General features: G+C 67.6%; 20 protein-coding genes and 1 riboswitch. Of the genes, 1 reads left to right on the top strand and 19 read right to left on the bottom strand.

The features are described 5' to 3' along the window. Positions 1–341: 341 nt before the first annotated feature. From J6U32_RS14005 to rsmD, 19 genes are all read right to left on the bottom strand, one after another. Complete coding sequence (locus tag J6U32_RS14005; RefSeq protein ID WP_208790885.1) at positions 342–1,469, bottom strand: amidohydrolase family protein; 1,128 nt, start codon at positions 1,467–1,469, stop codon at positions 342–344. Between the two features lie 8 nt (positions 1,470–1,477). Then, positions 1,478–3,043 (bottom strand): signal recognition particle protein, encoded by a 1,566-nt coding sequence (gene ffh, locus J6U32_RS14000; protein WP_208790884.1) that lies wholly within the window; start codon positions 3,041–3,043, stop codon positions 1,478–1,480. 105 nt (positions 3,044–3,148) lie between these two features. Then, complete coding sequence (locus tag J6U32_RS13995) at positions 3,149–5,743, bottom strand: [protein-PII] uridylyltransferase (protein WP_208790883.1); 2,595 nt, start codon at positions 5,741–5,743, stop codon at positions 3,149–3,151. Between the two features lie 12 nt (positions 5,744–5,755). Next, positions 5,756–6,094 (bottom strand): P-II family nitrogen regulator, encoded by a 339-nt coding sequence (locus J6U32_RS13990; protein WP_005176661.1) that lies wholly within the window; start codon positions 6,092–6,094, stop codon positions 5,756–5,758. 60 nt (positions 6,095–6,154) lie between these two features. After that, positions 6,155–7,501 carry an ammonium transporter gene (locus tag J6U32_RS13985; RefSeq protein ID WP_208790882.1) on the bottom strand — a complete coding sequence of 449 codons (1,347 nt, stop codon included), beginning with the start codon at positions 7,499–7,501 and terminating at the stop codon, positions 6,155–6,157. A 264-nt stretch (positions 7,502–7,765) separates the two neighbouring features. After that, positions 7,766–9,301 carry a signal recognition particle-docking protein FtsY gene (gene ftsY, locus J6U32_RS13980; protein ID WP_208790881.1) on the bottom strand — a complete coding sequence of 512 codons (1,536 nt, stop codon included), beginning with the start codon at positions 9,299–9,301 and terminating at the stop codon, positions 7,766–7,768. A 74-nt stretch (positions 9,302–9,375) separates the two neighbouring features. Further along, positions 9,376–13,002 carry a chromosome segregation protein SMC gene (gene smc, locus J6U32_RS13975; RefSeq protein ID WP_208790880.1) on the bottom strand — a complete coding sequence of 1,209 codons (3,627 nt, stop codon included), beginning with the start codon at positions 13,000–13,002 and terminating at the stop codon, positions 9,376–9,378. A 49-nt stretch (positions 13,003–13,051) separates the two neighbouring features. Then, positions 13,052–13,366, bottom strand: coding sequence for an acylphosphatase (locus J6U32_RS13970; protein WP_208790879.1), 315 nt, complete (start codon positions 13,364–13,366; stop codon positions 13,052–13,054). Positions 13,367–13,382: 16 nt separating this feature from the next. Beyond that, positions 13,383–13,862: an OsmC family protein gene (locus J6U32_RS13965; RefSeq protein WP_244331953.1), complete on the bottom strand. Its 480-nt coding sequence runs from the start codon at positions 13,860–13,862 to the stop codon at positions 13,383–13,385. Positions 13,863–13,953: 91 nt separating this feature from the next. Further along, positions 13,954–14,865 carry a bifunctional DNA-formamidopyrimidine glycosylase/DNA-(apurinic or apyrimidinic site) lyase gene (gene mutM / locus J6U32_RS13960; RefSeq protein ID WP_208790878.1) on the bottom strand — a complete coding sequence of 304 codons (912 nt, stop codon included), beginning with the start codon at positions 14,863–14,865 and terminating at the stop codon, positions 13,954–13,956. Between the two features lie 21 nt (positions 14,866–14,886). Next, the gene (gene rnc / locus J6U32_RS13955) at positions 14,887–15,618 is read right to left on the bottom strand and encodes a ribonuclease III (RefSeq protein ID WP_208790877.1); all 732 of its coding nucleotides are present in this window, start codon (positions 15,616–15,618) and stop codon (positions 14,887–14,889) included. Further along, a complete protein-coding gene (locus tag J6U32_RS13950; RefSeq protein ID WP_208790876.1) occupies positions 15,615–16,247 on the bottom strand; it encodes a YceD family protein in 633 nt (210 codons plus the stop codon). The genes rnc and J6U32_RS13950 overlap by 4 nt, the downstream gene beginning before the upstream one ends. 75 nt (positions 16,248–16,322) lie before the next feature. Further along, a complete protein-coding gene (locus J6U32_RS13945; protein WP_208796114.1) occupies positions 16,323–17,138 on the bottom strand; it encodes a DivIVA domain-containing protein in 816 nt (271 codons plus the stop codon). Positions 17,139–17,272: 134 nt separating this feature from the next. Beyond that, positions 17,273–17,992: a GNAT family N-acetyltransferase gene (locus tag J6U32_RS13940; protein ID WP_244331952.1), complete on the bottom strand. Its 720-nt coding sequence runs from the start codon at positions 17,990–17,992 to the stop codon at positions 17,273–17,275. Positions 17,993–18,085: 93 nt separating this feature from the next. Next, positions 18,086–19,141: an ABC transporter substrate-binding protein gene (locus J6U32_RS13935; RefSeq protein ID WP_208790874.1), complete on the bottom strand. Its 1,056-nt coding sequence runs from the start codon at positions 19,139–19,141 to the stop codon at positions 18,086–18,088. Between the two features lie 110 nt (positions 19,142–19,251). Further along, the gene (locus J6U32_RS13930; protein ID WP_208790873.1) at positions 19,252–20,049 is read right to left on the bottom strand and encodes an amino acid ABC transporter ATP-binding protein; all 798 of its coding nucleotides are present in this window, start codon (positions 20,047–20,049) and stop codon (positions 19,252–19,254) included. Next, a complete protein-coding gene (locus J6U32_RS13925) occupies positions 20,046–21,053 on the bottom strand; it encodes an amino acid ABC transporter permease (RefSeq protein ID WP_208790872.1) in 1,008 nt (335 codons plus the stop codon). Before J6U32_RS13925 ends, J6U32_RS13930 begins: the two co-directional genes overlap by 4 nt. 135 nt (positions 21,054–21,188) lie before the next feature. Further along, positions 21,189–21,297: riboswitch (SAM riboswitch) on the bottom strand. 112 nt (positions 21,298–21,409) lie between these two features. Beyond that, positions 21,410–21,898: a pantetheine-phosphate adenylyltransferase gene (gene coaD, locus J6U32_RS13920; protein WP_208790871.1), complete on the bottom strand. Its 489-nt coding sequence runs from the start codon at positions 21,896–21,898 to the stop codon at positions 21,410–21,412. Between the two features lie 12 nt (positions 21,899–21,910). Further along, positions 21,911–22,516: a 16S rRNA (guanine(966)-N(2))-methyltransferase RsmD gene (gene rsmD, locus J6U32_RS13915; RefSeq protein WP_208790870.1), complete on the bottom strand. Its 606-nt coding sequence runs from the start codon at positions 22,514–22,516 to the stop codon at positions 21,911–21,913. A gap of 235 nt (positions 22,517–22,751) precedes the next feature. Between rsmD and ectA the strand changes: the two genes are divergently transcribed. Next, positions 22,752–23,279, top strand: coding sequence for a diaminobutyrate acetyltransferase (gene ectA, locus J6U32_RS13910; RefSeq protein ID WP_014359730.1), 528 nt, complete (start codon positions 22,752–22,754; stop codon positions 23,277–23,279). Positions 23,280–23,367 lie beyond the last annotated feature (88 nt).

The raw sequence follows: 23,367 nt of genomic DNA, 5'->3' as shown, positions 1-23,367 counted from the left end.
GGGTCCGACGAACCAGCAGATCATTGTGCCAGACCGGGTGAGTGAGGAGAAATCGGGTGAATCCTGCCCGGCCGGGCGACCCCGCCGGAAGTGCGGACATGCGGTTATCCACCCCGCGAAAGATAACCGCATGTCCGGCTTCATGTCGGTCCGTCTCGCGCATTCGCGTCGATCGGACTCGCCCCGTGGCCGGGCCGCCCAGACGGCCCGGATGCAGTTGCGGACTGATCACGCCTGCAATGCATCTGTGACCCTACCGAACAGTAATAAAACGCACCAATGGACAACGGGTGATTTGGATCACAAATCCCCCGTGTGCAGAGGCCCTGTGACACGTGTGATCAGACGTGGATTCCGGAACAGACGACCGCTCGGGGATGCCGGAGTACGCCGAGATCGGAGACCGGATTCTCGTCGAAGATCAGGAAGTCGGCACGATCGCCGTCGTCGAGTAGGTCGGCACCCAGCCACCGACGCGGCTCGGTACTCGCCGCCGCGATCGCACCACGCGCACCGAGACCGATGCCGGCGAGCCGTTCGACCTCGTCGACGATGCGCCCGTGTCCGACGAAACCACCGGCATCGGTACCAGCGAAGATCCTCACCCCCGCCTCGCGCGCGGCGGCAAAGGTGTCCACCGCACGGGCGTGCAGGGCGCGCATGTTGGCCGCGTACGTCGGGAACCGGTCCGCCCCGTCCGCGATACCCGGGAAATTGTCGACCTGAATCATTGTGGGCACCAAGGCAATAGAGCGCTCGGCCATGGCATCGAGGTGATCGGCGGTCGCCCCGGTTCCGTGTTCGATGCAGTCGACTCCGGCGGCGATGAGGTCACCGAGCGCATCGGTACCGAAGACGTGCGCGGTGATCCGCACCCCGGCATCGTGAGCGGCACGAACCGCGGCGTCGAGCTGCGCACGGTCCCACAGCGGCGCGAGGTCACCGACCTCACGGTCGATCCAGTCGCCGACGATCTTGACCCAGCCGTCGCCCGCGGCCGCCTGTCGCGTCACCTCGTCGGCGAGTTCGTCGGGATCGTCGAGATCCACACCGTAATCACGCAGGTACCGTTTGGGCCGCGCGATGTGCTTGCCCGAGCGGATGAACCGCGGCGCCAGCGGGTCGTCGTCGAGCGGGTGGGTGTCCAGTGGTGAGCCGACTTCCCGGATCAGCAGGGTGCCCGCTGCCACGTCCTGCCGTGCGAACGCCCGCGCCTGATCGATCGTCACCCCGAGCCCGGGGGCGATGCCGACATGATTGTGGGCGTCGACGAGCCCCGGCAGAATCCAGACATCGTCGGCAGCGGTCTGCGCGTCGGCAATCGGTTCGGTCCGGATGCGACCGGCTCGGACCCAGAACTCGACCGGTTCGTCGGTGAGCGGGTCGCGCCCCCGGTAGTGCCGCGGCCCGCCGTGGTCGATCGGGGAATACTGGATCGAGTCGCGTTCTGCGGCAACGTCTCCGGGCATCGGACAGGTTACTTCTTCTTAGGCTGCTGGAACTGGGAGATGTCGATGCCCTCGAGTCCGGGCGGGAGCTGGTCGAGTCCGGCGGGCATGTTCGACAGATCCGGGAAACCACCGGGCATCCCCGGGAAGCCACCGCGCACCTTCGGCGGCGTGGGTCCGCGGCCCTTGGTCTTGCCCTTCTTCCCCTTGCCCTTCTTGCGGTTGGTCTTGCGGCCGGGGCCCATCATCCGTCCGGACATCTGCGCCATCATCTTGCGGGCCTCGAAGAAGCGGTCGACGAGCTGATTGACCTCGCTGACGGTGACACCCGAGCCGTTGGCGATACGCAGACGCCGAGAGGCGTTGATGATCTTGGGGTTGTCCCGCTCGGCCGGCGTCATACCGCGGATGATCGCCTGTACGCGGTCGAGCTGCTTGTCGTCGACCTGCGACAAGGCGTCCTTCATCTGCCCCGCTCCGGGCAGCATGCCGAGAATGTTGCCGATCGGACCCATCTTGCGGATCATCTGCATCTGCTCGAGGAAGTCCTCGAGGGTCAGATCACCCTGGGTGATCTTGGCGGCGGCCTCTTCGGCCTGCTGGGCGTCCCAGTGTTCCTCGGCCTGCTCGATGAGCGAGAGCACATCACCCATGCCGAGGATGCGGCTGGCCATCCGGTCGGGGTGGAAGACGTCGAAGTCCTCGAGCTTCTCACCCGAAGAGGCGAACATGATCGGCTGGCCGGTCACCTCACGCACCGACAGAGCCGCACCACCACGGGCATCGCCGTCGAGTTTGGTCAGCACCACGCCGGTGAACCCGACGCCCTCGGCGAATGCCTCGGCGGTGGTGACCGCATCCTGACCGATCATCGCGTCGACGACGAACAGCACCTCGTCGGGACGGGTCGCGTCGCGGATGTCGGAGGCCTGCTTCATCAGCTCGGCGTCGATACCGAGACGACCCGCGGTGTCGACGATGACCACATCGTGGTGCTTGGCCCGGGCCTCGGCCACACCGCCGGTCGCCACCGACACCGGGTCACCGGCGGTCACCCCGAGCGGATTGGTCCCGATCGGGGCAGCCTCACCGCTGATGCTGGTGCCCGCATGCGGCGCGAACACCGGGACGCCCGCGCGTTCACCGACGATCTTGAGCTGCGAGACCGCGCCGGGACGCTGCAGATCGCAGGCGACGAGCAGCGGGGTGTGGCCTTGCTTCTTGAGCCAGGCGCCGAGCTTGCCCGCAAGCGTCGTCTTACCGGCACCCTGCAGGCCGGCAAGCATGATCACCGTCGGCGGGGTCTTGGCGAACCGGACGCGGCGCGTCTCGCCGCCGAGGATCGCCACGAGTTCCTCGTTGACGATCTTGACGACCTGCTGGGCCGGATTCAGCGCCGCCGAGACCTCGGCACCCTTGGCGCGTTCCTTGATGCGCGCGATGAACGCACGCACCACCGGAAGCGACACGTCGGCTTCGAGCAGCGCAAGGCGGATCTCACGGCAGGTGCGGTCGATGTCGGCGTCAGAGAGGCGGCCCTTGCCGCGCAGATCCTTCAGCGCACCGGTCAACCGATCGGAGAGGGAGTCGAACATTCCACCATCTTTCCATGACCGGCTCGTGCGGCGCCCGATGCGGGTGCGCGTCGCCCCCTCACGTCGACACGGCGGGCGCCGCCGACCGCTCGATCCCGCGTGGCGTCAGCTGATGGGCACTCCCGATCGCCCGCTGCTCCCGTAGCTCGCCGGCCCCGGATCGTCGTCGGATTCGGTATGCGGACGCGGCGGCGGACAGACCGCGAGCACCGCCTCGGCCAGCTCGGCCCGGCGCTCGGGGGTGTCCTCCCCCAGCATGAGACAAAACGTGTCGACGACCGTGTTGCCGAGGGTGGCGACCTTGGCCCAGCGCACCACGACGCCGGCGTGTTCGATGACGTCGCTGACCCGGCTCAACAATCCGAGCCGGTCGTCGGTGCGCAACTCCATGAGCACCCCACCGTCGAGGTCCGCCGACGTCCACAACACGCGCGACGGCGCGACCGCGAACAGTGCGGGTACCGCGTTGGCGGCGACCGTTGCGGGATCGTCGGGTGCGCCCTGCGCGACCGCCACGGCCCCAGGGGTCGCGACGATCGTGCCGATCGTCGGCGTCGGCGACTCGCGTTCACGCTTGTCGAGCCGCTCGAGCACGCTGAACTTGCCGTCGACGGTCGCCATGAGCTGCTGGCGCAACAGCCCGGCTTCGGGCGGTGTCCCGAACACGGGCACCACCACGAAGCTGTTCACCGCGCGATTCTCGTAACCCTGGACCGTCGCCGACAGCGAGCGCAATCCGTTGAGCGCCAGCACGCCGGCCATCTTGGAGAGCATGCCCGGATGATCGGGGGCGACCATCAGTACGGAATAGGTGTGCAAGCCGTCCGTCGGGGTGATGCGGACCGCGAAGTCGTCGCTGCGCGCCAGCGCGATCATCTCGTCGGTCAGCGGTTCGGGGGTCGGTAATTCCTCGCCGTCGAGCAAGCGCGTCGCCCGCCGCACCAGGTCGGTGATGAGTGAGGCCTTCCAGTCACCCCACACGCCCGGGCCGGTCGCCAGCGAATCCGCCTCGGCGAGTGCCGCGAGCAGTTCGAGGAGCAATCGGTTGTGTCCGAGCTTGTCGACGACTTCCTCGGCGGTGGCCGGGTCGTCGAGGTCTCGGCGGGTGGCCACCGTCGGCAGCAACAGGTGATGCCGGACCATCTGCGACAGGATCGTCACGTCCTGCGGCCACAACCCGATCCGGTTGCCGACCTGGATGGCGAGTTCCGCACCGACGATGGAATGGTCTGCGCCGCGGCCCTTTCCGAGATCATGGATCAGAGCACCGAGCAACAGCAGATCCGGTCGGGTGACCCGGGTCGTCATCGCGCCGGCGTTGACGGCGGTCTCGACCAGATGCCGGTCGACAGTCCACGTGTGCACCGCATCACGCGGAGGCAGGTCGCGCACCGCACCCCATTCGGGCAGGAGCCGACCCCACAGACCGGTCCGATCGAGGGCCTCGATCGGGGCGACCATGTGTGGCCCCGATCCGAGCAGCACCAGCAGATCCCCGAGCGCCTCGCTCGGCCACGGCTCGCGCAACTCCGGGGCGTAGTCGGCCAGCCGCGACAGGGTCGACGCGCTGATCGGCAGACCGGTCCGCGCCGACGACGCCGCCACCCGCAGAATCAGGCCCGGATCCTTACTGGGAATGGCGTTGCGCGCCAAGACGATTTCACCGTTGTGCTCGACGACGCCCTCATCGAGCGGCCGCCGGATCGGTGAGCGGCGCAATTTGGCCAGACCGCGTCGTGGCAGTGCATTGCCCGCGGTCCGCAAACCGACATCGGTGGAGTACCCGATCGTGCGCGCGGCGTCACTGATGACCCGCGCGAGATCGAAACGGTCCCCGAGGCGAAGCGCCGCACCGATCTCGTCGGCATCCTGAGCACGCACCTGTTCGCGTGCTCGGCCGGCGATCCGATGCAATTCGGTACGGATGTCCAGGAGTCGGTGATAGGCGACCTGCGGCCCCGCACCGGGCGAGTCGGGCCGCAGGTTGGCCATGCCGTCGGTCAGTTGCGCGATCGACAACGCACCGAGCAACTGCACGTCGCGGAGTCCGCCGCGACCGTTCTTGAGATCCGGTTCGGCGCGATGGGCGATGTCGCCGCTCCGCCGCCACCGATCCCGGGCATGTTCGACCACCGCGGGGAAACGCGTGCGGATCTCCGAACGCCATTGCTGACGTACCCCACCGATCAGCAACGACGACAGATCCTCGTCACCGGCGATGTGTCGCGCCTCGAGCAGGCCGAGTGCGGCCGTCACGTCCTCGGAGGCCACCTGCAGCGCCTGCGGAACCGTGCGCACGCTGTGATCGAGCGCGATGTTCGCGTCCCACAACGGATACCAGAGGCCGTCGGCGACCACCGAGACCCGCTCGGGTGACTGATCCTCGTAGAGCAGGATCAGATCGAGATCCGAATGTGGCAGCAGCTCACCGCGTCCGAGCCCGCCGACGGCGACGATCGCCAGCCCGCTACCGGGTTTGATCCCGAGTTCGGCGCCCTTGCTGGTCAACCAGAATTCGTGCAGGTCCACGAGCACCTGACGCAGGCCGGGGGCGTCGAGTCGATTGGGGCCGGACGCCTCGGTCAGCTGGCGTCGGGTTGCCGCGAGATCCGTTGCGGCAACCGGTGTCTGGGAAGGACGCGGCCCCGCGCCCGAATCATCATCGGACGCGGGGCCGTGACCAGTGCTCACGAAGGGCATCGGGCCCTCTCGCTACAGTGCGTCGGCGCCGCGCTCGCCGGTACGGACGCGCACGACCGACTCCACCGGCGAGACCCAGACCTTCCCGTCGCCGATCTTGCCGGTGCGGGCGGCCTCGACGATGACATCGACGACCTTGTCCACGGCGGCGTCGTCCACGACGACCTCGACCCGTACCTTCGGGACGAAATCGACCGAGTACTCGGCGCCCCGATAGACCTCGGTGTGGCCCTTCTGACGGCCGTAGCCCTGGACCTCACTGACGGTCATGCCCAGGATTCCGGCCTGCTCGAGACCTGCCTTGACGTCTTCGAGCGTGAACGGCTTCACGATTGCGGTGATCAGCTTCATGAGTTAACCCTCTCCAAAGGATTCGGCTGGGATTCAGCGTAGTGGTCGGCGGGTGAGGAATCACGCCAACTCATACGCCGTCTCCGCGTGTTCGGCCTCGTCGATACCGCTCTTCTCCTCGTCATCGGCGATACGCCAGCCGAGCGGCTTGAGGATGAACGCGATGATGGTGGTCAGAACGCCTGTGAACGCGAGCGCGAACAGCGCGATCACAACCTGAACGACCAGCTGCTTGTAGTCACCGCCCCAGAACAGGCCGGTGTCCTTGGCAAGGAATCCGATACCGATCGTGCCCCAGAGCCCGGCAACGAGGTGCACGCCGACGACATCGAGTGAGTCGTCGTAGCCGAACTTGTTCTTCAAGCCGATCGCCACCGCCGCCAGCGCACCGGCGATCACGCCGAGGATCAACGATCCCACCGGGGTGAGGTTGCCGCACGCGGGGGTGATCGCCACCAGTCCCGCGACGATGCCCGAGGCGGCACCAACGCTGGTCGCGTGCTTGTCTCGAACCCATTCCACGCCCAGCCAGCCGATCATCGCCGCTGCGGTCGCGGCGGTCGTATTGACCCACACGAGTCCGGCGGACACGTTGGCGGCCAACGCCGAACCCGAGTTGAAGCCGAACCATCCGAACCACAGAAGAGCTGCACCGAGCATGACGAACGGAATGTTGTGCGGCCGGTAGGCAGTCTTGCCGAAGCCCACACGGGCGCCGACGATGAGCGCGAGAACCAAGCCCGCCATACCGGCGTTGATATGGACCACGGTGCCGCCGGCGAAGTCGATCGGTGCGACATTGGCCTTGCCGTCGGTCGATCCGAACATCCACGAGGCGAAGCCCTTTTCGGCCGCGGACATGATTCCGCCGCCCCAGACCATGTGCGACAGCGGGAAGTAGACGATGGTCGACCACAGCACCGAGAACACCAGCCATGTCGAGAACTTCACACGCTCGGCCACCGCACCCGAGATGAGGGCGACGGTGATGACCGCGAAGGTCAGCTGGAAGCCGAGGAACACATACGACGGGATCGTCAAGCCGCCGGTCACGACGAGATCGGTTGCCGCACCGTCCTTCATTGGCCCGGGGATCGTGTCGGACAACTGTCCCGAGCCGAACAGAGCGAAGGGGTTGGAGAAGATACCCCCGATGTCACTGTCGCCGGTGATGCCGTTGCCGAAGGCCTCCGAGAAGCCCCACAGCACATACACGACGCTCACCGTCGCGACCGAGCCGAAGGACATCATCATCATGTTCAGCACGGCCTTGCCGCGGGACAGGCCCCCGTAGAAGAACGCCAACGCAGGCGTCATCAGAAGCACCATCGACGCGCTGGCGAGCATCCAAGCGGTGTCACCCGCGTCCGGAGTTCCAAAGGCTGTGTCTGGCAGAGCCAATATCACTTGCTTACCTCCCTATACAGCGCCGACGGCTCGGCGCCTGCAAAGAGAGTGTCGGCAGTCGGTTTCAGGCGTGGTGCCCTGGCGTTTCGGATATGTGAACCGCTGACTGCTTTATATTTCGCTGACGTTAAATCCCTGGTCGCTATGCAGCGGCACGCATGATTGTGCAGCGCAAAACCCACACGTTCACACATTCGCAAGAGCCGATGAGGAGGCCCCGGCTCCGTCGTGGCGGAGCCGAGCGTTATCCGGCCTCGGTCGCGCTCAGAGGAGCGCGTCGACGAACGCCTCGGGCTCGAACGGCGCGAGATCGTCGGCACCTTCGCCGAGACCCACCAGCTTCACCGGAACGCCGAGTTCCTCCTGGACGTGGAACACGATGCCGCCCTTGGCGGTACCGTCCAGCTTGGTCAGGACCACTCCGGTGATGTCGACGACCTCGGCGAACACCCGGGCCTGGGTGAGACCGTTCTGCCCCACCGTCGCGTCGAGAACCAGCAACACCTCGTCGACGGGCGCCTTCTTCTCCACGACGCGCTTGACCTTGCCCAGCTCGTCCATGAGTCCGGTCTTGGTGTGCAGGCGACCTGCGGTGTCGATCATGACCACGTCGACGCCCGAGTCGATGCCCTTCGCGACGGCGTCGAAGGCGACCGATGCCGGATCGGCCTGTTCCTTGCCGCGCACGATGTCTGCTCCCACCCGCTCCCCCCAGGTCTGGAGCTGATCGGCGGCGGCCGCGCGGAAGGTGTCGGCGGCGCCGAGCAGCACCCGTCGCCCGTCGGCGACGAGCACTCTCGCGAGCTTGCCGGTGGTGGTGGTCTTCCCGGTGCCGTTGACGCCGACGACCAGGATCACGGCCGGCTTGTCGGCGTGCGGTAGGGCGCGCACGGATCGGTCCATCTCGGGGTGGAGCTGATCGACGAGAACACGCTTGAGCAGTGCCCGGGCGTCATCGGCGGTGCGTACCGGGTTGGTGGCCAGATCGGTACGCAACCGCTCCACGACGGCAGTCGTCGACGCGGTGCCGAGGTCGGCCATCACCAGGGTGTCCTCGATCTCTTCCCAGCTGTCCTCGTCGAGGTCGCCGGCGCCGAGCAACCCGAGCATGCTCTTGCCGATCGCGCCCTGCGAGCGCGACAGACGGCCGCGGAGCCGACCGAGACGCCCCGCGGTCGGCGCGATCTCCTCGCGGGCGGGCGCCTCGGCGGCACCCGAGGCATCCGCCGGGACCGCCGGAGCGCTGTCGGCGGCAGCCGGAGCGCCGTCGGCGGGAGCAGGAGCGCTGTCGGCGGTGGCGGGAGCGCTGTCGACGGGAGCAGGAGCGCTGTCGGCGGTAGCAGGAGCGCCGTCGGCGGTAGCAGGAGCGCCGTCGGCGGTAGCAGGAGCGCCGTCGGCGGTAGCAGGAGCGCTGTCGGCGGTGGTGTCGGGGAGGCTGACCTCGGAGATTCCACGCTTGACCGAGTCACGCGGGATGGAGGCGTCGTCGCCGACGGCCGGCTGGCCGTCGGTCTCGGTGCGCTCCTGCGACGGCAGCACCGGCTCGACGGTCGGCGTCGGGCCGGGTGCCGGTGGCGGCGCGGTGGCGGTACCCGCCCCGCCCTGGCTGAAACTGAAACCCGACCCGGCCTGGTAGCCGCCCGATCTGTCGACCTGCGGCTTGCTGCCGTCGGTGACCTGGCGCTCGGGCTGATCGGTGAGCGAGATCCGCCGCCGCCGGGCGAGCACGATGCCCACCACGATGAGCGCGAGGATCACGACCACCGCGACGACGATGCCGATGATGATGTCGGTGTTCACTGGTGCACTAGTCCTGTTCTCCGTCAGTCTTGCGGTCCGTCGGTCTCGCGGTCGGGGGTGTCCGTCGGGATGTGTCAGTCGGTCGCGGGTTCCGGGGTCGCGGGATCTGGGGTCGCGGCGACCGGTACGTCGACCCCTCGCAACCGTTGGGAGATCACCGTGGTGATCCCATCGCCGCGCATGCTGACGCCGTAGAGCGCGTCGGCGACCTGCATCGTCGGCTTCTGGTGGGTGATCACGATCAGCTGCGACCGTTCCCGCAGTTGCTCGAACAGACTGATCAGGCGTCGCAGGTTGGTGTCGTCGAGTGCCGCCTCGACCTCGTCCATCACATAGAACGGCGACGGCCGCGCACGGAAGATGGCGACCAACATGGCCACCGCGGTCAACGATTTCTCGCCGCCGGACAGCAGTGACAGCCGTTTGACCTTCTTCCCCGGCGGTCGGGCCTCGACCTCGACTCCGGTGGTGAGCATGTCGCCGGGCTCGGTGAGGACCAGACGGCCCTCTCCTCCGGGAAACAGCGTCGAAAACACCTGTGCGAATTCGCGTTCCACGTCGGCATAGGCCTCGGTGAACACCTGCAGGATGCGGGCGTCGACCTCTTCGACCACCGACATCAGGTCCTTACGGGCGGCCTTGACGTCCTCGAGCTGCGCGGAGAGGAAGGTGTAGCGCTCCTCGAGTGCGGCGAACTCCTCGAGTGCGAGGGGGTTCACCCGGCCCAACGTGTTGAGGTCTTTCTGTGCCTTCTTGGCCCGTGACTCCTGGGTGGCGCGGTCGAAGGGCATCGGCGCCGGGGCCACCACCTGATCGCCACGCGCCTTGGCGGCCTCGTACTCTGCCATCTCGAGCGCCGACGGCGGCATCGGCACGTCCGGCCCGTATTCCGCGACGAGGTCGTCGGGCGCCATCGCGAACTGCTCGAGTACCTGCTCCTCGAGTTGTTCGATCCGCAGTGTGGCCTGTGCGCGGGCCACCTCGTCACGGTGCACGGCGTCCTTGAGCGTGCTCAGCCGCTGCAAGAGGGTGTTGACGCGACTCTTGAGTTCGTCGACGGCCGCGGTGCGGGTGGCCCGCACCTGCTCGAGCTCGTCACGCCCGGCCTGCGCGGTGGCGACGGCGGCGGCCACCCGCTCGGACACCTCCGCAGCCGACGCGGCCACGGCGGCGGCGACCGTGGCGGCCTGTCGTCGTGCCTCGTTCTGACGACGCACCCGTTCGCGGGAGTCACGTTCACGCTGCGCCGCACGCCGCAGCGATTCGGAACGTCCGCGCACCGACGCGAGACGCTCTTCGGCGGTGCGCATCGTCAGCCGCGCCTCCATCTCGGCGCTGCGGGCCGCGGCCACCGCCTCGGCTGCCAGCGTGCGTTCCCCCGAATCGACCTCGCCGGTCGGTTCGTCGGTGCCCTCGCCCTGGGCGAGTGCCAGACGTTGTTCGAGTTCGTCGAGTTTCGCGGCCGTCTCGGCGCGGCCGGTCTCGACGAAGTTGCGCTGGCGGGTGAGCCGGTCGGCCTCGGCCTGTGCTGCGCGGATCTCCTGTCCGAGCCGGGCGAGATGTTCGTATGCCCCGCCCACGGCGCTGTCGGACTCGTGCAGAGCGGCGAGTGCCTGTTCGGCGGCTTCCCGGCGCTGTTGCTGTTCGGCCAACGCACCCTGCAGGGCGGCGGCGAGTTCTTCGACCCGTCGGCGGGTGGCGGCGAGATCGGTGGTCGCGGTGTCGATCGCCGACTGGACCTCCAGCGTCGACGGCCGGTGCGACGATCCGCCTTCGATGGTCGCGCGGGACACCCGGTCGCCGTCGCCGGTGACCGCGCGTACGCCGAGCGCTCCGGCCACCTCGACGGCTGCCTCGGTGGTGTCCACCAGGACCGTGTCGGCGAGGATCAGCTCGATCGCGGGCCGGATGGACGGTGCGCAGGTCACCACCGACGACGCCCACACCGCTCCGTCGGGAAGCGGGTCGGTGCGCGGCGAGGGGGTCTGGGTCAGGCCGCCGACGATCATCGACGCCCGGCCACCGTCACCGGCTTTGAGCAACTCGAGGGCGTGCAGCGCCGACGACGGATCGGCGGCGGCGATCGCATCGACCGCACCGCCGAGCGCACCGGCGATCGCGGTCTCGTAGCCGGCGTCGACGGTCAACAGCTCGGACATGGGACCGAGGAGTCCGTCGGCCACATTCTCCATCAGCCAGGCACCGCCGTCACCACGCTCGAGGCCCACCGACAGTGCTTCGATGCGCGCGGTCAACGACGCGATCCGCTGTTCGGCCTCGCGTTCCTCGGCCTGCAGCGTCGCCACGCGCTCGTTGGACAGGTTGAGCGCGCTGACACAGCGCTCGTGGTGTTCGTCGAGGCCCTTTTCCGAGGCTTCGAGCTCACCCAACGACTCGGCCACCTCGTCCTGCTGGGTTTGCGCGATCTGCGAACGCTCGACGGCGGCGGCGATGGCCTCGGTCAGACGTGTGGTCTCGGCGTCGACCGAATCGGCCTTGGTCCGCAGATTGTCGACCTGCCCTTCGAGGCGGGCGAGTCCCTCCCGGCGGTCGGCGATGGCCCGCACCGCGGCCAGGTGCGCCTGCTCGGCTGCTGCGGCAGCCCGTTCACGTTGCGCCAGTTCATCTTTGGCGCCTTCGAGGAACTCTGCGGCATTCTCCACCGCGGCCGTCATCTCTGCCTCGGTCTCCGCGGCCTCATCGGCCTGGCGTTCGAGGTCGTCGGGGTCGGGACCGCTGGACGCGGTGACCGGCTCATCGAGGTAACGGCTGCGTTCGGTGGCGACGCGGGCGGTGGCGTCGACCCGCTCGGCCAACGCCGAGAGCGTGAACCACGCCTGGCCGGCGGCCTCGGCGGCGGGCACCACTTGTGCGAGATGCTCTTCGTGGTCGGCGAGTTCACCCGATACGGCGTCGAGTTCGGCGGAGACCTCGTCCTGTTCTCGGCGGATGTTGTCCTCGACGGCGGTGTGTTCGGCCATCTCGGCGCGGCGGGTCACCAGGTCGTCGGCGGCCAGCCGCAAGCGGGCGTCGCGGAGGTCGGCCTGGATGGTCTGGGCGCGGCGTGCCACCTCGGCCTGGCGTCCGAGTGGTTTGAGCTGGCGGCGCAGTTCGGCGGTCAGGTCGGACAGACGGTCCAGGTTGGCCTGCATCGACTGCAGTTTGCGGACCGCCTTCTCCTTGCGTTTGCGGTGTTTGAGGACGCCCGCGGCCTCCTCGATGAAGGCGCGGCGATCTTCCGGCCGGGACTCGAGGATGGCCGCGAGGCGCCCCTGCCCGACGATGACGTGCATTTCCCGGCCGATTCCGGAGTCCGACAGCAGTTCCTGGACGTCCATCAGTCGGCACGAGCTGCCGTTGATCTCGTATTCGCCCGCTCCGTCGCGGAACATGCGGCGGGTGATCGACACCTCGGAGTATTCGATGGGCAGCGCGCCGTCGGAGTTGTCGATCGTGAGGGTGACCTCGGCACGGCCCAGTGGTGGCCGTCCCGAGGTGCCGGCGAAGATGACGTCTTCCATCTTCCCGCCCCGCAGCGCCTTGGCGCCCTGCTCCCCCATCACCCAGGTCAGCGCGTCGACGACGTTGGACTTGCCGGACCCGTTGGGCCCGACCACACAGGTGATCCCGGGCTCGAAGCGCAGGGTGGTCGCCGACGCGAAGGACTTGAAGCCCTTGAGGGTGAGCGACTTGAGGTGCACGACGGTACAGCCTACTCATCTGGAGACGACGCGGGGCCCGCCCCCGGGCCTACTTCTCGACGAATCCGGTCACACCGGCGCGCGGGGCGTCGTAGGAGTCGACGACGAGATCCACGCGCCCCGGCGTCGTGTCGGAACGCAGGAGCGCGACGAGCGCGCGCACCGCCTCGTCCGGTCCCTGGGCCACGACCCGCACCCGACCGTCGGGTTGGTTGGCGGCGTATCCGACGAGGCCGAGTTCCAGTGCGCGGGAACGTGTCCACCAGCGGAACCCGACTCCCTGCACGTGTCCGTGGACGTAGGCGGTCAGCCGGACCGCATCATGGCCGTCCGTGCGGTCGGTGCTGTCGGCGTCGTCGGTCATGGCGTGTCGTCCAGCCTCACTCGGTGTCGATGCGCAGGCCGACCTCGGCCCCGGCCTTGATGGTGCGTCCGACGGTGCACACCGCGTCGATCGCGCGCTCAACCACGACGAGTAGGCGTTGCGCGGCCTCCGGATCGAGTTCGGACAGGTCCACTTCGAGTACCTCGTCGAGACGCGGGTACACCTCGTTGTCCCGGTCGGCGGTGCCGCTGACCCGGATCGTCGCGTCGTAATCGTCGCCGAGCCGCCGCGACAGCGGCCGGTCCGAGGACATGCCGGTGCACGCGGCCAATGCGATTTTCAGCAGCTCACCGGGGGTGAAGACGCCCTCGACGTCGTCGGAACCGACGAGTACCTCGGCTCCTCGCGACGAGCGACCGGTGTAGCGACGCGTTCCGGTGCGCTCCACCCACAGCTCGGTGTGCTGATGCGGCGCGGCGGCCGCGTCGCCCTTGTCGGCCGCGCCCTGCTGCTCGGCGTGATTCTCGACGGTCATCCTGACTTCGCTCCTTCGTCCATGGTCCTCGTGGCACCCAACGTCGCGGGCGGGCGGATGCTTCCGCGACGCCGGCAACCGGCGGCGCGCGTCACATCCGTGGTCGGCGCTGACACTGCGGACATGAGAACGAACTGCGGTTCATGAAGTGCTCACGACGCATGATCCGTCCGCACCGCCGGCACGGCTGACCCTCGCGACCATAGGCGTTGAGCGAACGCTCGAAGTAGCCGGACTGTCCGTTGACGTTGACGTAGAGCGCATCGAAGGAGGTGCCGCCGACCTTCAGTGCTTGCGCCATGACGTCGGTGGCCGCATCGATCAGCTCGCGAATCTTCTTGGGCGACAATGTGTCGGTGACCCTGGTGCCGTGTAGCCGGGCGAGCCACAGGGCCTCGTCGGCGTAGATGTTGCCGACCCCGGAAATGATCGTCTGATCGAGCAGTGCTCGTTTGATCTCGGTGTGTCGCGCACGGATCCTCGCGACGACGGCCGAGGTGTCGAAGCCCGGGTCGAAGGGGTCGGGCGCGATGTGTGCGATCGACGCGGGCACGCGGGGTAACACTCCGTCATCCGAATCCGTTGCAGCAGATGCATTCTCGGGCATGAACGGGTCGGGCACATGCTCGTCGACGTGCCAGCCGCCGAAGGTACGCTGATCGACGAAGCGCAGCTCGTTGCCGTCGGCGAGGTGTGCGCGGATACGCAGGTGGGTGTGATCGGGTGCGCCCGCCCGTGCGATGAGCATCTGGCCGCTCATCCCGAGGTGGACGACCAGCGCGGCGTCGTCGGTGTGGTCGGCGACGTCGAGCCAGAGGTATTTGCCACGACGGCGCGCAGCGGTGACGGTCTTTCCCGCCAGCCGCGACGCGAGATCGGCGGATTCGCCCGCATGGCGGCGCACCGCTCGGGAATGGAGAACCTCGACCGCAGTGATCCGTTGCCCGACAACATGGTCGGCCAGACCCATACGTACGGTCTCGACCTCGGGCAGTTCAGGCATCGACGCCCCGGCGCGGTGTGGTCACGACGCCCCGGCGCGGTCGGTCAGGGTCTGCCAGGCCAGCGCCGCCGCCTTCTGCTCGGCTTCCTTCTTGGTCCGGCCGACACCTTCTCCGACGCTCTCGCCGGCCACCACGGCCACCGCGGTGAATTCCTTGTTGTGGTCCGGGCCGGTCGAGGAGACCTGATACTGCGGGGGGCCGAAATTGTGCTCGGCGGTGAGCTCCTGAAGCGAGGTCTTCCAGTCCAGACCGGCGCCGAGATCGCCTGCACGATCGATGATCTCGTCGAAGAGGTCACCGATGACGCGCTGCGAGACCTCGAGGCCGTGTTCGAGATAGACCGCACCGAACAATGATTCGAGACCGTCGGCGAGGATGGAGTCCTTGTCGCGACCGCCGGTGAGTTCCTCACCTCGGCCGAGGTAGAGGTAGGCGCCGAGACCGTCGCCGGAGAGGCCGCGGGCCACACCGGCAAGCGCATGCATGTTCACCACGCTTGCCCGGATCTTGGCCAGCTCGCCCTCGGGCCGGTCCGGGAAACGCAGATACAGCCGTTCGGTGATGACCACGCCCAGCACCGAGTCGCCCAGGAATTCCAGGCGCTCGTTGGTCGGCAGCCCGCCGTGTTCGTAGGCATAGGAGCGATGTGTCAGGGCCAGGGTCAGCAGTTCCTCGGAGATGTCGGCGCCGAGCGCGGACAGCAACGGAGCGCACGACGCGGGTTGTTTTCCCCGGCGTCCGCCTTCGCTCACTGCGGACCCCGGGACTGTTCGGGATCGGTGCCGGACGACTCCTCATCGACATCGGCGAACTTCTGGGCGAGTGAGGCCCAGCGCGGGTCGATGATCTCGTGTCCGTGGCCGGGTTCGGCGGTGGCCATACGCACACCGCACACGGTGCACAGACCCTCACAGTCCTCGGTGCACAACGGCGACATCGGCAGTTCGAGCGCGACCGCATCGATGATCGACTGCTCGAGGTCGATCCGGTCGTCGTCGATGCGGTGGATCTCGTCGGCGTCGGTCGTCTGCTCGGTCTCGCTGTCCGGGTAGGCGAAGAGCTCGGTCAGGAAGACGGTGACGGTTCCGTCGACGGGCTCGAGACACCTCGAACACTGGCCCTCGGTTTCACCACACACCGTGCCGCTGACGAGAACTCCCTCGCTCACCGACTCGAGCCGCAGGTCGAGATCGACCTCGGACGCGGCCGGGATACCGATCATCTCCAGTCCGAGCCGCTCGGGTGTCACGGCGGTCCGGTGTACCTCGGTCATCGTCCCCGGACGTCGTCCCAGAGAGCGGATGTCGAGCACGAAGGGATCACGGGCGCGCGCGGATGCCTCACCCGTGCTCACACCTGGGGTCACTGCGTTTTCGGCCACAGATGCACCATACGCCCGGGTCAGCGAATCCTCGAATGAGCTCGCCCGGCCCGTGTCGGCACCCGGTCGATGGACTCAGACCGCGAGCGGCGAGACGTCGTCGGCAGCCTCGGACCGGGCCCGTCCGCGTGCCTGATCGTGATCGACGCTGCGGGGATATTCGACGTAGTCGTGCATGCCCGCTCCGGTACGCAGCTGATGGCGCCCGCGGTTCACCGACCGCAGGGTGTTGGTGAGGGTCTCCTCGAACTGCGCCAGCTTCTCGTCGACGTAGACGTCGCAGTCCCCACGCAGCCGGTCGGCCTCGGCATGCGCGGCGTCGATGATGCGCTCGGCCTCGGACTTCGCTGCGGCGACGACCTCGGCCTCGGACACCAGACGCTGTTGTTCGGCGATGCCGTCGGCGACCGACTTGTCGTAGGTGTTGTTCGCGGCGTCGATGGTGCGCTGCGCCTCGGCGCGTGCCCGCCCGGTGACGGCCTCGAATTCGCGGGCCGCACTGGACGAGAGCCGCCGAGCTTCTTCGGTCGCATCCTCGACGAGGGACTTACCGTGGTTGCTCGCCTCGTCGACCATGCGATCGGCCTGCGACTTGGCATCGGCGAGGATGCGGTCGGCCTCGGCACGGGCGTGGGCGAGGACCGCCTCGGACTCGGAGTCGGCGTTGCCGATCACGGTGTCGGCGTGCGAACGCGCATCCTCGAGCATCGAGTCACGGCTGTCGAGGACGTCCTGGGCGTCGTCGAGCTCGCCCGGGATCGAGTCCTTGATGTCGTCGAGCAGTTCGAGCACATCTCCCCGAGGGACCACGCATCCGGCGGTCATGGGGACACTCCGCGCTTCCTCGACGATCGCGACGAGTTCGTCGAGCGCTTCAAATACCCGGTACACAGCCACCCCAATCCGGCTCACGCCAATGGTCATCTGGTGAAACGTCTGTGACTATTGTGCCGAATGGGATGTGTGTGACTCCGGAGGTAGCAGTGATCGGCGTGTCGCATGGTGCGCCGACGAGGCCCGAACGATCAGTCGGGCACCCGGAACGATCCGAAGACGAGATCCTTGCGTAGTTCGAAGCCCAGTGATTCATAGAGGCGGATCGCCGTGACGTTCTCGGCGGCGGTGTGCAGGAACGGGATCTCACCGCGCCCGACGATCCCGTCGGCGACAGCGAGAACCAGACGCGACGCCAGCCCCCGACCCCGATGTGCCGGATCGGTGCACACGGCGCTGATCTCGGTGGCGCCCGCGGGATGCAGTCGCTCCCCTGCCATCGCGATCAAGGCGCCGCCCTGCTTGAGACCGAGATAGGTGCCCATCTCGATGGTCCGCGCCAGGAACGGCCCGGGACGGGTCCGGGCGACGAGGTCGAGCATCTCGGGTACGTCGTCGTCGGTGAGGATCACCGCTTCCGGATCCGGCGCGGGGCGGACGGCGCGGGCGATCATCTGCACGCCGGGCAGTGCCATCGTCGTCGTCCACCCGGGCGGCGGCGTCGGCATCGATCCCGAGATCGGCAGTGTGCCACCGGGACCGAAGAGTTCTGCGGCGTCCGCCCAATCCGTGGGGTCGGGATCGGCAGGGAACGCCGCGAACACCGAGACGTCGCGTCGATAGCGCAGCACCCGTCCGCGCCGTTGCGCAAGATGCCGATGGTGACCGGTCAGCGACGATCGGACCGCGTCGTCGAGGACGTCGGCGCCCGATCCGGCCATCGGCGAAGCATCTGCCGTGCACTCACTCATGACTTGATGATGTCCCATCGGCACACCTCCGTGCCCATCGCGCCCTTCCCCGTTCCGGCCCGCTCCATCCCGCCCGTCTCCATCCCGCCCACGTCAGCTGTCATTGCGCGGCAGCCCGGGCGGATTGACCTGTGACGTGGGCACGGCCTCGGCGGAGAGGTTCCATGCCGCCAGCCACTTCGCGTACACACCTGTGGTGATCAGGTGGTTGATCGCGTCGGCGAGCGGCCCGACGAGTCCGTCACCCTTCTTCGTCGTTGCCGCGATCAATCCCTGCAACGTCGACCCGGCCCCGGAGAATGTGCCGGCGACACGGGTGGCCTTGGGGGTGCCCGCGGTCTGACGGACGTGATACGAGATGCTCGGATTGGGTGCGAGGTAGGCGTCGATCTTGCCCGAGGCGAGGGCCAGGTTGATCGAGTTGGCGTCGGGGAGATAGACGACGTCGAGGGTCTTGCCCTCGGCGGCGAGCTTGTCGCGCCATTCGAGCAGTAGGCGTTCCTGGTTGGTGCCCGACCCGACCGCAACCTTCTTGCCCGCAAGGTTCTCGTAGTTGCCGTCGAAGTTCCAGGAGCTCGCCTTGAGCACCTCGAAGGCGATCTCGTCCTTGCGGTAGGTCGCGAAGTCGTATTTCTCTTTGCGCTCTTCGGTCACGGTGATGTTGGAGAACCCGACATCGGTTCGCCCGCTGTCGATTCCGACGAAGAGGTTCTCCCACGTGGCGTTGGTGATCACCGGCTTGAGTCCGAAGACGGCCGCGACGAGGCGCCCGAGGTCGGGTTCGGCGCCGGTCAGCGTGTGCTGATCGGAGCCGATGTACGCCAAGGGCGGGTATCCCGAGGGCAGTGCCCCGATCCCGATCGACAGCTCCCCGGAGTCACGCACCGCCGCAGGCAGCGCGTTGCGAATCGAATCGACCTGCGGCACAGTCAGATCGATTTGGTTGGCGGCGCCGTTGGACACCGCCCCGATGACGACGTCGCCCGGCTTTCCGGATGGTTCGGCGGCGTCGGTGGAACCGCCCGAGCACGCGGTGAGCAGACCGCCGACGAGGCCGAGTGCCACGGTGACAACACCGAGCCGCGTCGCGGCACGGCGACGAGCGCGGGTTCGAGGGGTGACGCGATCGGTGAAACGCGTTGGTGACATGGAGTTACTCCGTTTCTGGGGTGTGACAGCAGGGAGGATGACGACGTGCCCCGGAGGGGTCGCCGACGGTGGTGGTGGTCGGAGTGTGGCGGTCAGAGCACTCGGAGCAGTCAGAGCACTCGGAGCAGGAAGTCCTTGGTGCGCTGGTGAGTCGGGTGGTCGAGGACCTGCTCCGGGGTGCCCTGCTCGACGATGCGCCCGTTGTCGAGGAAGACGATGGTGTCGGCGACCTCGCGGGCGAAGCCGATCTCGTGGGTCACGACGATCAAGGTCGTGCCGGTGGCGGCGAGATCACGGATCACCGCGAGGACGTCGCCCACGAGCTCGGGATCGAGGGCCGAGGTCGGCTCGTCGAAGAGCAGCACCCCGGGCTCGACGGCCAGTGCCCGGGCGATGGCGACCCGCTGTTGCTGACCACCGGAGAGCTGGCGCGGATATGCGTCGTACTTGTCCGAAAGTCCCACGCGCGCAAGGAGTGCGCGGGCAGCGCTCTCGGCGTCGCCGCGGCTGATCCGGCCGGTCGAGACCAGTGGTGCCGCGACGTTCTGGCCTGCGGTCAGGTTGGAGAACAGGTTGAACGACTGGAAGACGTAGCCGATGCGGCGTCGCTGTCGCAGGATCTCGCGTTCGGGCAATTCCCGGAGCCGGCCGCCCGTACGGCGGACGCCGATCAGTTCACCGCCGACGCTGACGTGGCCTGCGTCGAGCCGTTCGAGATGGTTCACGGCACGGAGCAGGGTCGACTTGCCCGAGCCCGAGGGTCCGAGGATCACCGTCACCTCTCCCGGGCGGATCGTGAGGTCGATGCCCTTGAGGACGTGGTGGTCGGCGTAGAAGCGGTGGGCGCCCACGATCTGCACCTCGACACCGGCCGACGTCGTGTCCGGGGTGATGGCGGCGCGCGTCATGCGGCACGCTCCCAGGGACGCAGGGCGATGCTCCGGCGAGCGCCGGCAACAGCGAACCGCAATCGCTGTATCGGCGTCGGGGGCAGGGTGCGGACCGCCCCTCGCGCGAAGTAGCGCTCGACGTAGAACTGGACGATCGAGACGGCGCTGGTGAGGATCACATACCAGACCGTCGCCACCATCAGCAGCGGGATGATGTCACCGGAGTAGGTGCTCGACTGGGTCGAGACCACGCCGAACAGATCGAGTAGCGACACGTAGTAGACCAGCGACGTCGACTTGATCAGTCCGATCAGCAGATTCACATACGACGGCACGATGGAGCGCAATGCCTGCGGCAACGTGATGCGCAGAAAGTGGTATCGCCGTGGAATGCCCAGTGCGGCAGCGGCTTCGTGTTGACCCGCATCGACCGACAGGATGCCGCCGCGCACGATCTCGGCGGCGAACGCCGCCTCGTGGATGGTGATACCGATGACGGCGATCAGGAACGGAGTCGCCAGATCTGCCTCGGAGAAATGAAACAGTCCCGGCCCGAATGGAATACCGATACTCAGACTCTGGTAGAGCGCCCCGAAGTTGAACAGGATGAGAAGCAGGACGATCAGCGGGATCGATCGAAAGAACCACACGTATCCCCAACTGACCGCCGCGAGCACGGGATTGTTCGACAGCCGCATCAGCGCCAGGACGATACCCACGGCCAGAGCGAGCACCGCACTGTACGCCGCGACCTCCAGGGTGACCCCGAGACCTTCGAGAACGACGGGGCGAAAGAACCAGTACCCGAATCGATCCCATTGGAAGAATGCATTGGTGGCCAGGCCGTGGACCAGCTGCGCGCCGACGACGAGCACGATCGCGGCGAGAATCCACCGGCCGGGATGACGCAGGGGCGCAACGCGTTCGGCGGTCGGCGGCGTGGATTTCCCCGACGACGACCGCGGGTCCCCCGACGGCGCCGGGAGAGGACCGGCACTCGTGGACGGCGATGGGGCGGACATGGCGGCACTCTCCTTCACACGGGAACGGGAACAGACGCGAGGAGATGCGTGCCCGCCGCCACCCCGGGGCGCATCCCGCGGCAACCGACGACCACGACGGCACGACGACTCCTCACGAAGTCGTTGTGGCCGTGTCCATCACGCTTATCGGGATACACCCGATCCGGTCGTCACCTGGGGCACCCCACCGCGATGCGAGGGTTGCCGGTCAACCAGCCAGGGCTTGACGTTGACACTCATGACCGTCGTGCTCACGCTACTGCCGCGCGCCGCCGCGGTCAGCATTTACATTCGCCGAGGAGTGAAAGTCTCGTGGCGTCGGGTCGGACACCACCATTCCTCGGACGCCGCGGTCGTCAGATGCTGCGTTCACCGGCCAGGATCGCCTCGAGGCGTCGGTGGATGTGCGGGGAGAGAAAGGGTGTGACGTCGCCGCCGAGCTTGGCGACTTCTTTCACCAGTGAACTCGAGACGTGCGCGTAGCGGGGATCGGTCAGCAGGAAGACGGTTTCGACGTCGGCCAGCTCACGATTCATCTGCGCCATCGGAAGCTCGTAGTCGAAGTCCACCGACGAGCGCAGGCCCTTGACGATGGAGTGGATCGCGTTCTCTCGGAGATAGTCGACGAGCAGGCCGGTCCATTGATCCACCCGCACGTTGGGCAGATCGGCGCAGTCCTCCCGGATGAGTTCGAGTCGCTCCGGGACCGAGAACAGCCCGCGCTTGTTGGGATTGACGACCACGGTGACCACCAGTTCGTCGAAACACGCGGCCGCCCGCTCGACGACGTAGCGGTGCCCACGCGTGAAGGGATCGAAGGAGCCGGGGATCACCGCGCTGGTCATACTCTGCAGAACCTACCCGCCCGCCCCGCCGGTGACTCGCGCGACCTGCACCGTGGTGTCGCCGTAGGACTTGTCGGTGACGATCTCCCAGCCGGACGGCCAGTGTGTCGTGGCCCGTCGGCCGCGCTCGAGCACCAGCAGGCCGCCGTCGGCGAGCCAACCACCCGATCCGAGCGCCGTCAGGTCGCCGTGCACCTCGTCGTCGGTGAGCGCATAGGGCGGGTCGGAGAAGATCACATCGAAGCCGCCCGTCACATCCTCGTGGTGCGCGACATCCACGCGGGCCGGGGCACCGGCGGCCAGGAACGCCGGCACCGGTGCGGTGATCACCCGACCCACCTCGGCGACGCCGAGCGCCTTCAGATTGGCGGTGACGACAGCGGTGGCGCGACGGCGGTTGTCGACGAACACGGCCGAGGACGCACCACGGGAGAGTGCTTCGAGGCCCAGCGCACCGGACCCGGCATAGAGGTCGAGGATCGCGGCGCCCTCCAGATCGATCCGGGCATCGAGAATGTTGAACACCGCCTCACGCACCCGATCGGAGGTGGGCCGGGTCCCGGCGTCGGGAACCTTCAGTGGGCGTCCGCCGTGGCGGCCGGCGATGATCCGGGTCACCGGACCATTCTCCCATTGCCGATTCCGGTGGGCGGCGACCCTCGACGGGCGGCACCGGCGGGGGCGTCACCGCCACGTCGCTGCCGGACATTTCGCCCACCCGCAGCGAGTCGTCGCAAGCGTTTGTGTCCCGCATCACATACACCGGATGAACTGGGCATTGAGGGGACATTTCCCCACCGATTTACGCAGGCAGGTGAATTCGTCGACACACGTTGTTAACGTCGAATGCGTTATGAGCCCGTCCCACACAAGAACGGCCCCATCACCCCTTCTCACTCTCGACTACCGAGTTCCCTCGGTGGCCGACGGTACCCGACTCTGGGAGATTGCCAAGGACTCCCAGGTGCTCGACGTGAATTCCAGCTACGCCTACGTGCTGTGGTGCCGAGACTTCGCCGAGACGTCCATCGTCGCCGAGGTCGACGGCCGCACTGCAGGATTCGTCACCGGATATCGGCGTCCCTCCGACCCGTCGACCCTCATGGTCTGGCAGGTGGCGGTCGACGACGCCTATCGCGGCCACGGGATCGCAGCAACGATGCTGCACCGGCTCTTCGATCGTGCCGCGCGCCGCGGGGTGGTGGCCATGCACACCACCATCAGCCCCGACAACGTTGCCTCGCAACGATTGTTCGCGTCCGTGGCGGCCGCTCGCGGACTCCGGTTCGCCCGGCGCGACCTGTTCGCCGCCGGCGACTTCCCGGACGCACACGAGCCCGAGGATCTCTACCTGCTCGAACCCGAGGTCCCCGAACCCTGAGGCCGGGCAACGGGAGTCAGCTCCCGAGCGGTTCCGGTCCGACCCCGCACACGGTCAAGAATGCGGCCGCACAACACTTGTCGCTCAC

It is taken from the genome of Gordonia polyisoprenivorans (genome assembly GCF_017654315.1).
GTDB lineage: Bacteria > Actinomycetota > Actinomycetes > Mycobacteriales > Mycobacteriaceae > Gordonia > Gordonia polyisoprenivorans_A.
Note: the sequence above shows the minus strand (reverse complement) of the source record. Positions and strands in the feature narration are given on the sequence as shown.

Coding starts and splice junctions, on each gene's coding strand:
- J6U32_RS14005 (WP_208790885.1), bottom strand. CDS start 1,469: ATGCCCGGAGACGTTGCCGCAGAACGCGACTCGATCCAGTATTCCCCG.
- J6U32_RS13990 (WP_005176661.1), bottom strand. CDS start 6,094: ATGAAGCTGATCACCGCAATCGTGAAGCCGTTCACGCTCGAAGACGTC.
- J6U32_RS13970 (WP_208790879.1), bottom strand. CDS start 13,366: ATGACCGACGACGCCGACAGCACCGACCGCACGGACGGCCATGATGCG.
- J6U32_RS13930 (WP_208790873.1), bottom strand. CDS start 20,049: ATGACGCGCGCCGCCATCACCCCGGACACGACGTCGGCCGGTGTCGAG.
- ectA (WP_014359730.1), top strand. CDS start 22,752: ATGAGCCCGTCCCACACAAGAACGGCCCCATCACCCCTTCTCACTCTC.
- ffh (WP_208790884.1), bottom strand. CDS start 3,043: ATGTTCGACTCCCTCTCCGATCGGTTGACCGGTGCGCTGAAGGATCTG.
- J6U32_RS13940 (WP_244331952.1), bottom strand. CDS start 17,992: ATGAGTGAGTGCACGGCAGATGCTTCGCCGATGGCCGGATCGGGCGCC.
- J6U32_RS13965 (WP_244331953.1), bottom strand. CDS start 13,862: ATGACCGTCGAGAATCACGCCGAGCAGCAGGGCGCGGCCGACAAGGGC.
- coaD (WP_208790871.1), bottom strand. CDS start 21,898: ATGACCAGCGCGGTGATCCCCGGCTCCTTCGATCCCTTCACGCGTGGG.
- J6U32_RS13935 (WP_208790874.1), bottom strand. CDS start 19,141: ATGTCACCAACGCGTTTCACCGATCGCGTCACCCCTCGAACCCGCGCT.
- J6U32_RS13995 (WP_208790883.1), bottom strand. CDS start 5,743: ATGCCCTTCGTGAGCACTGGTCACGGCCCCGCGTCCGATGATGATTCG.
- mutM (WP_208790878.1), bottom strand. CDS start 14,865: ATGCCTGAACTGCCCGAGGTCGAGACCGTACGTATGGGTCTGGCCGAC.
- J6U32_RS13925 (WP_208790872.1), bottom strand. CDS start 21,053: ATGTCCGCCCCATCGCCGTCCACGAGTGCCGGTCCTCTCCCGGCGCCG.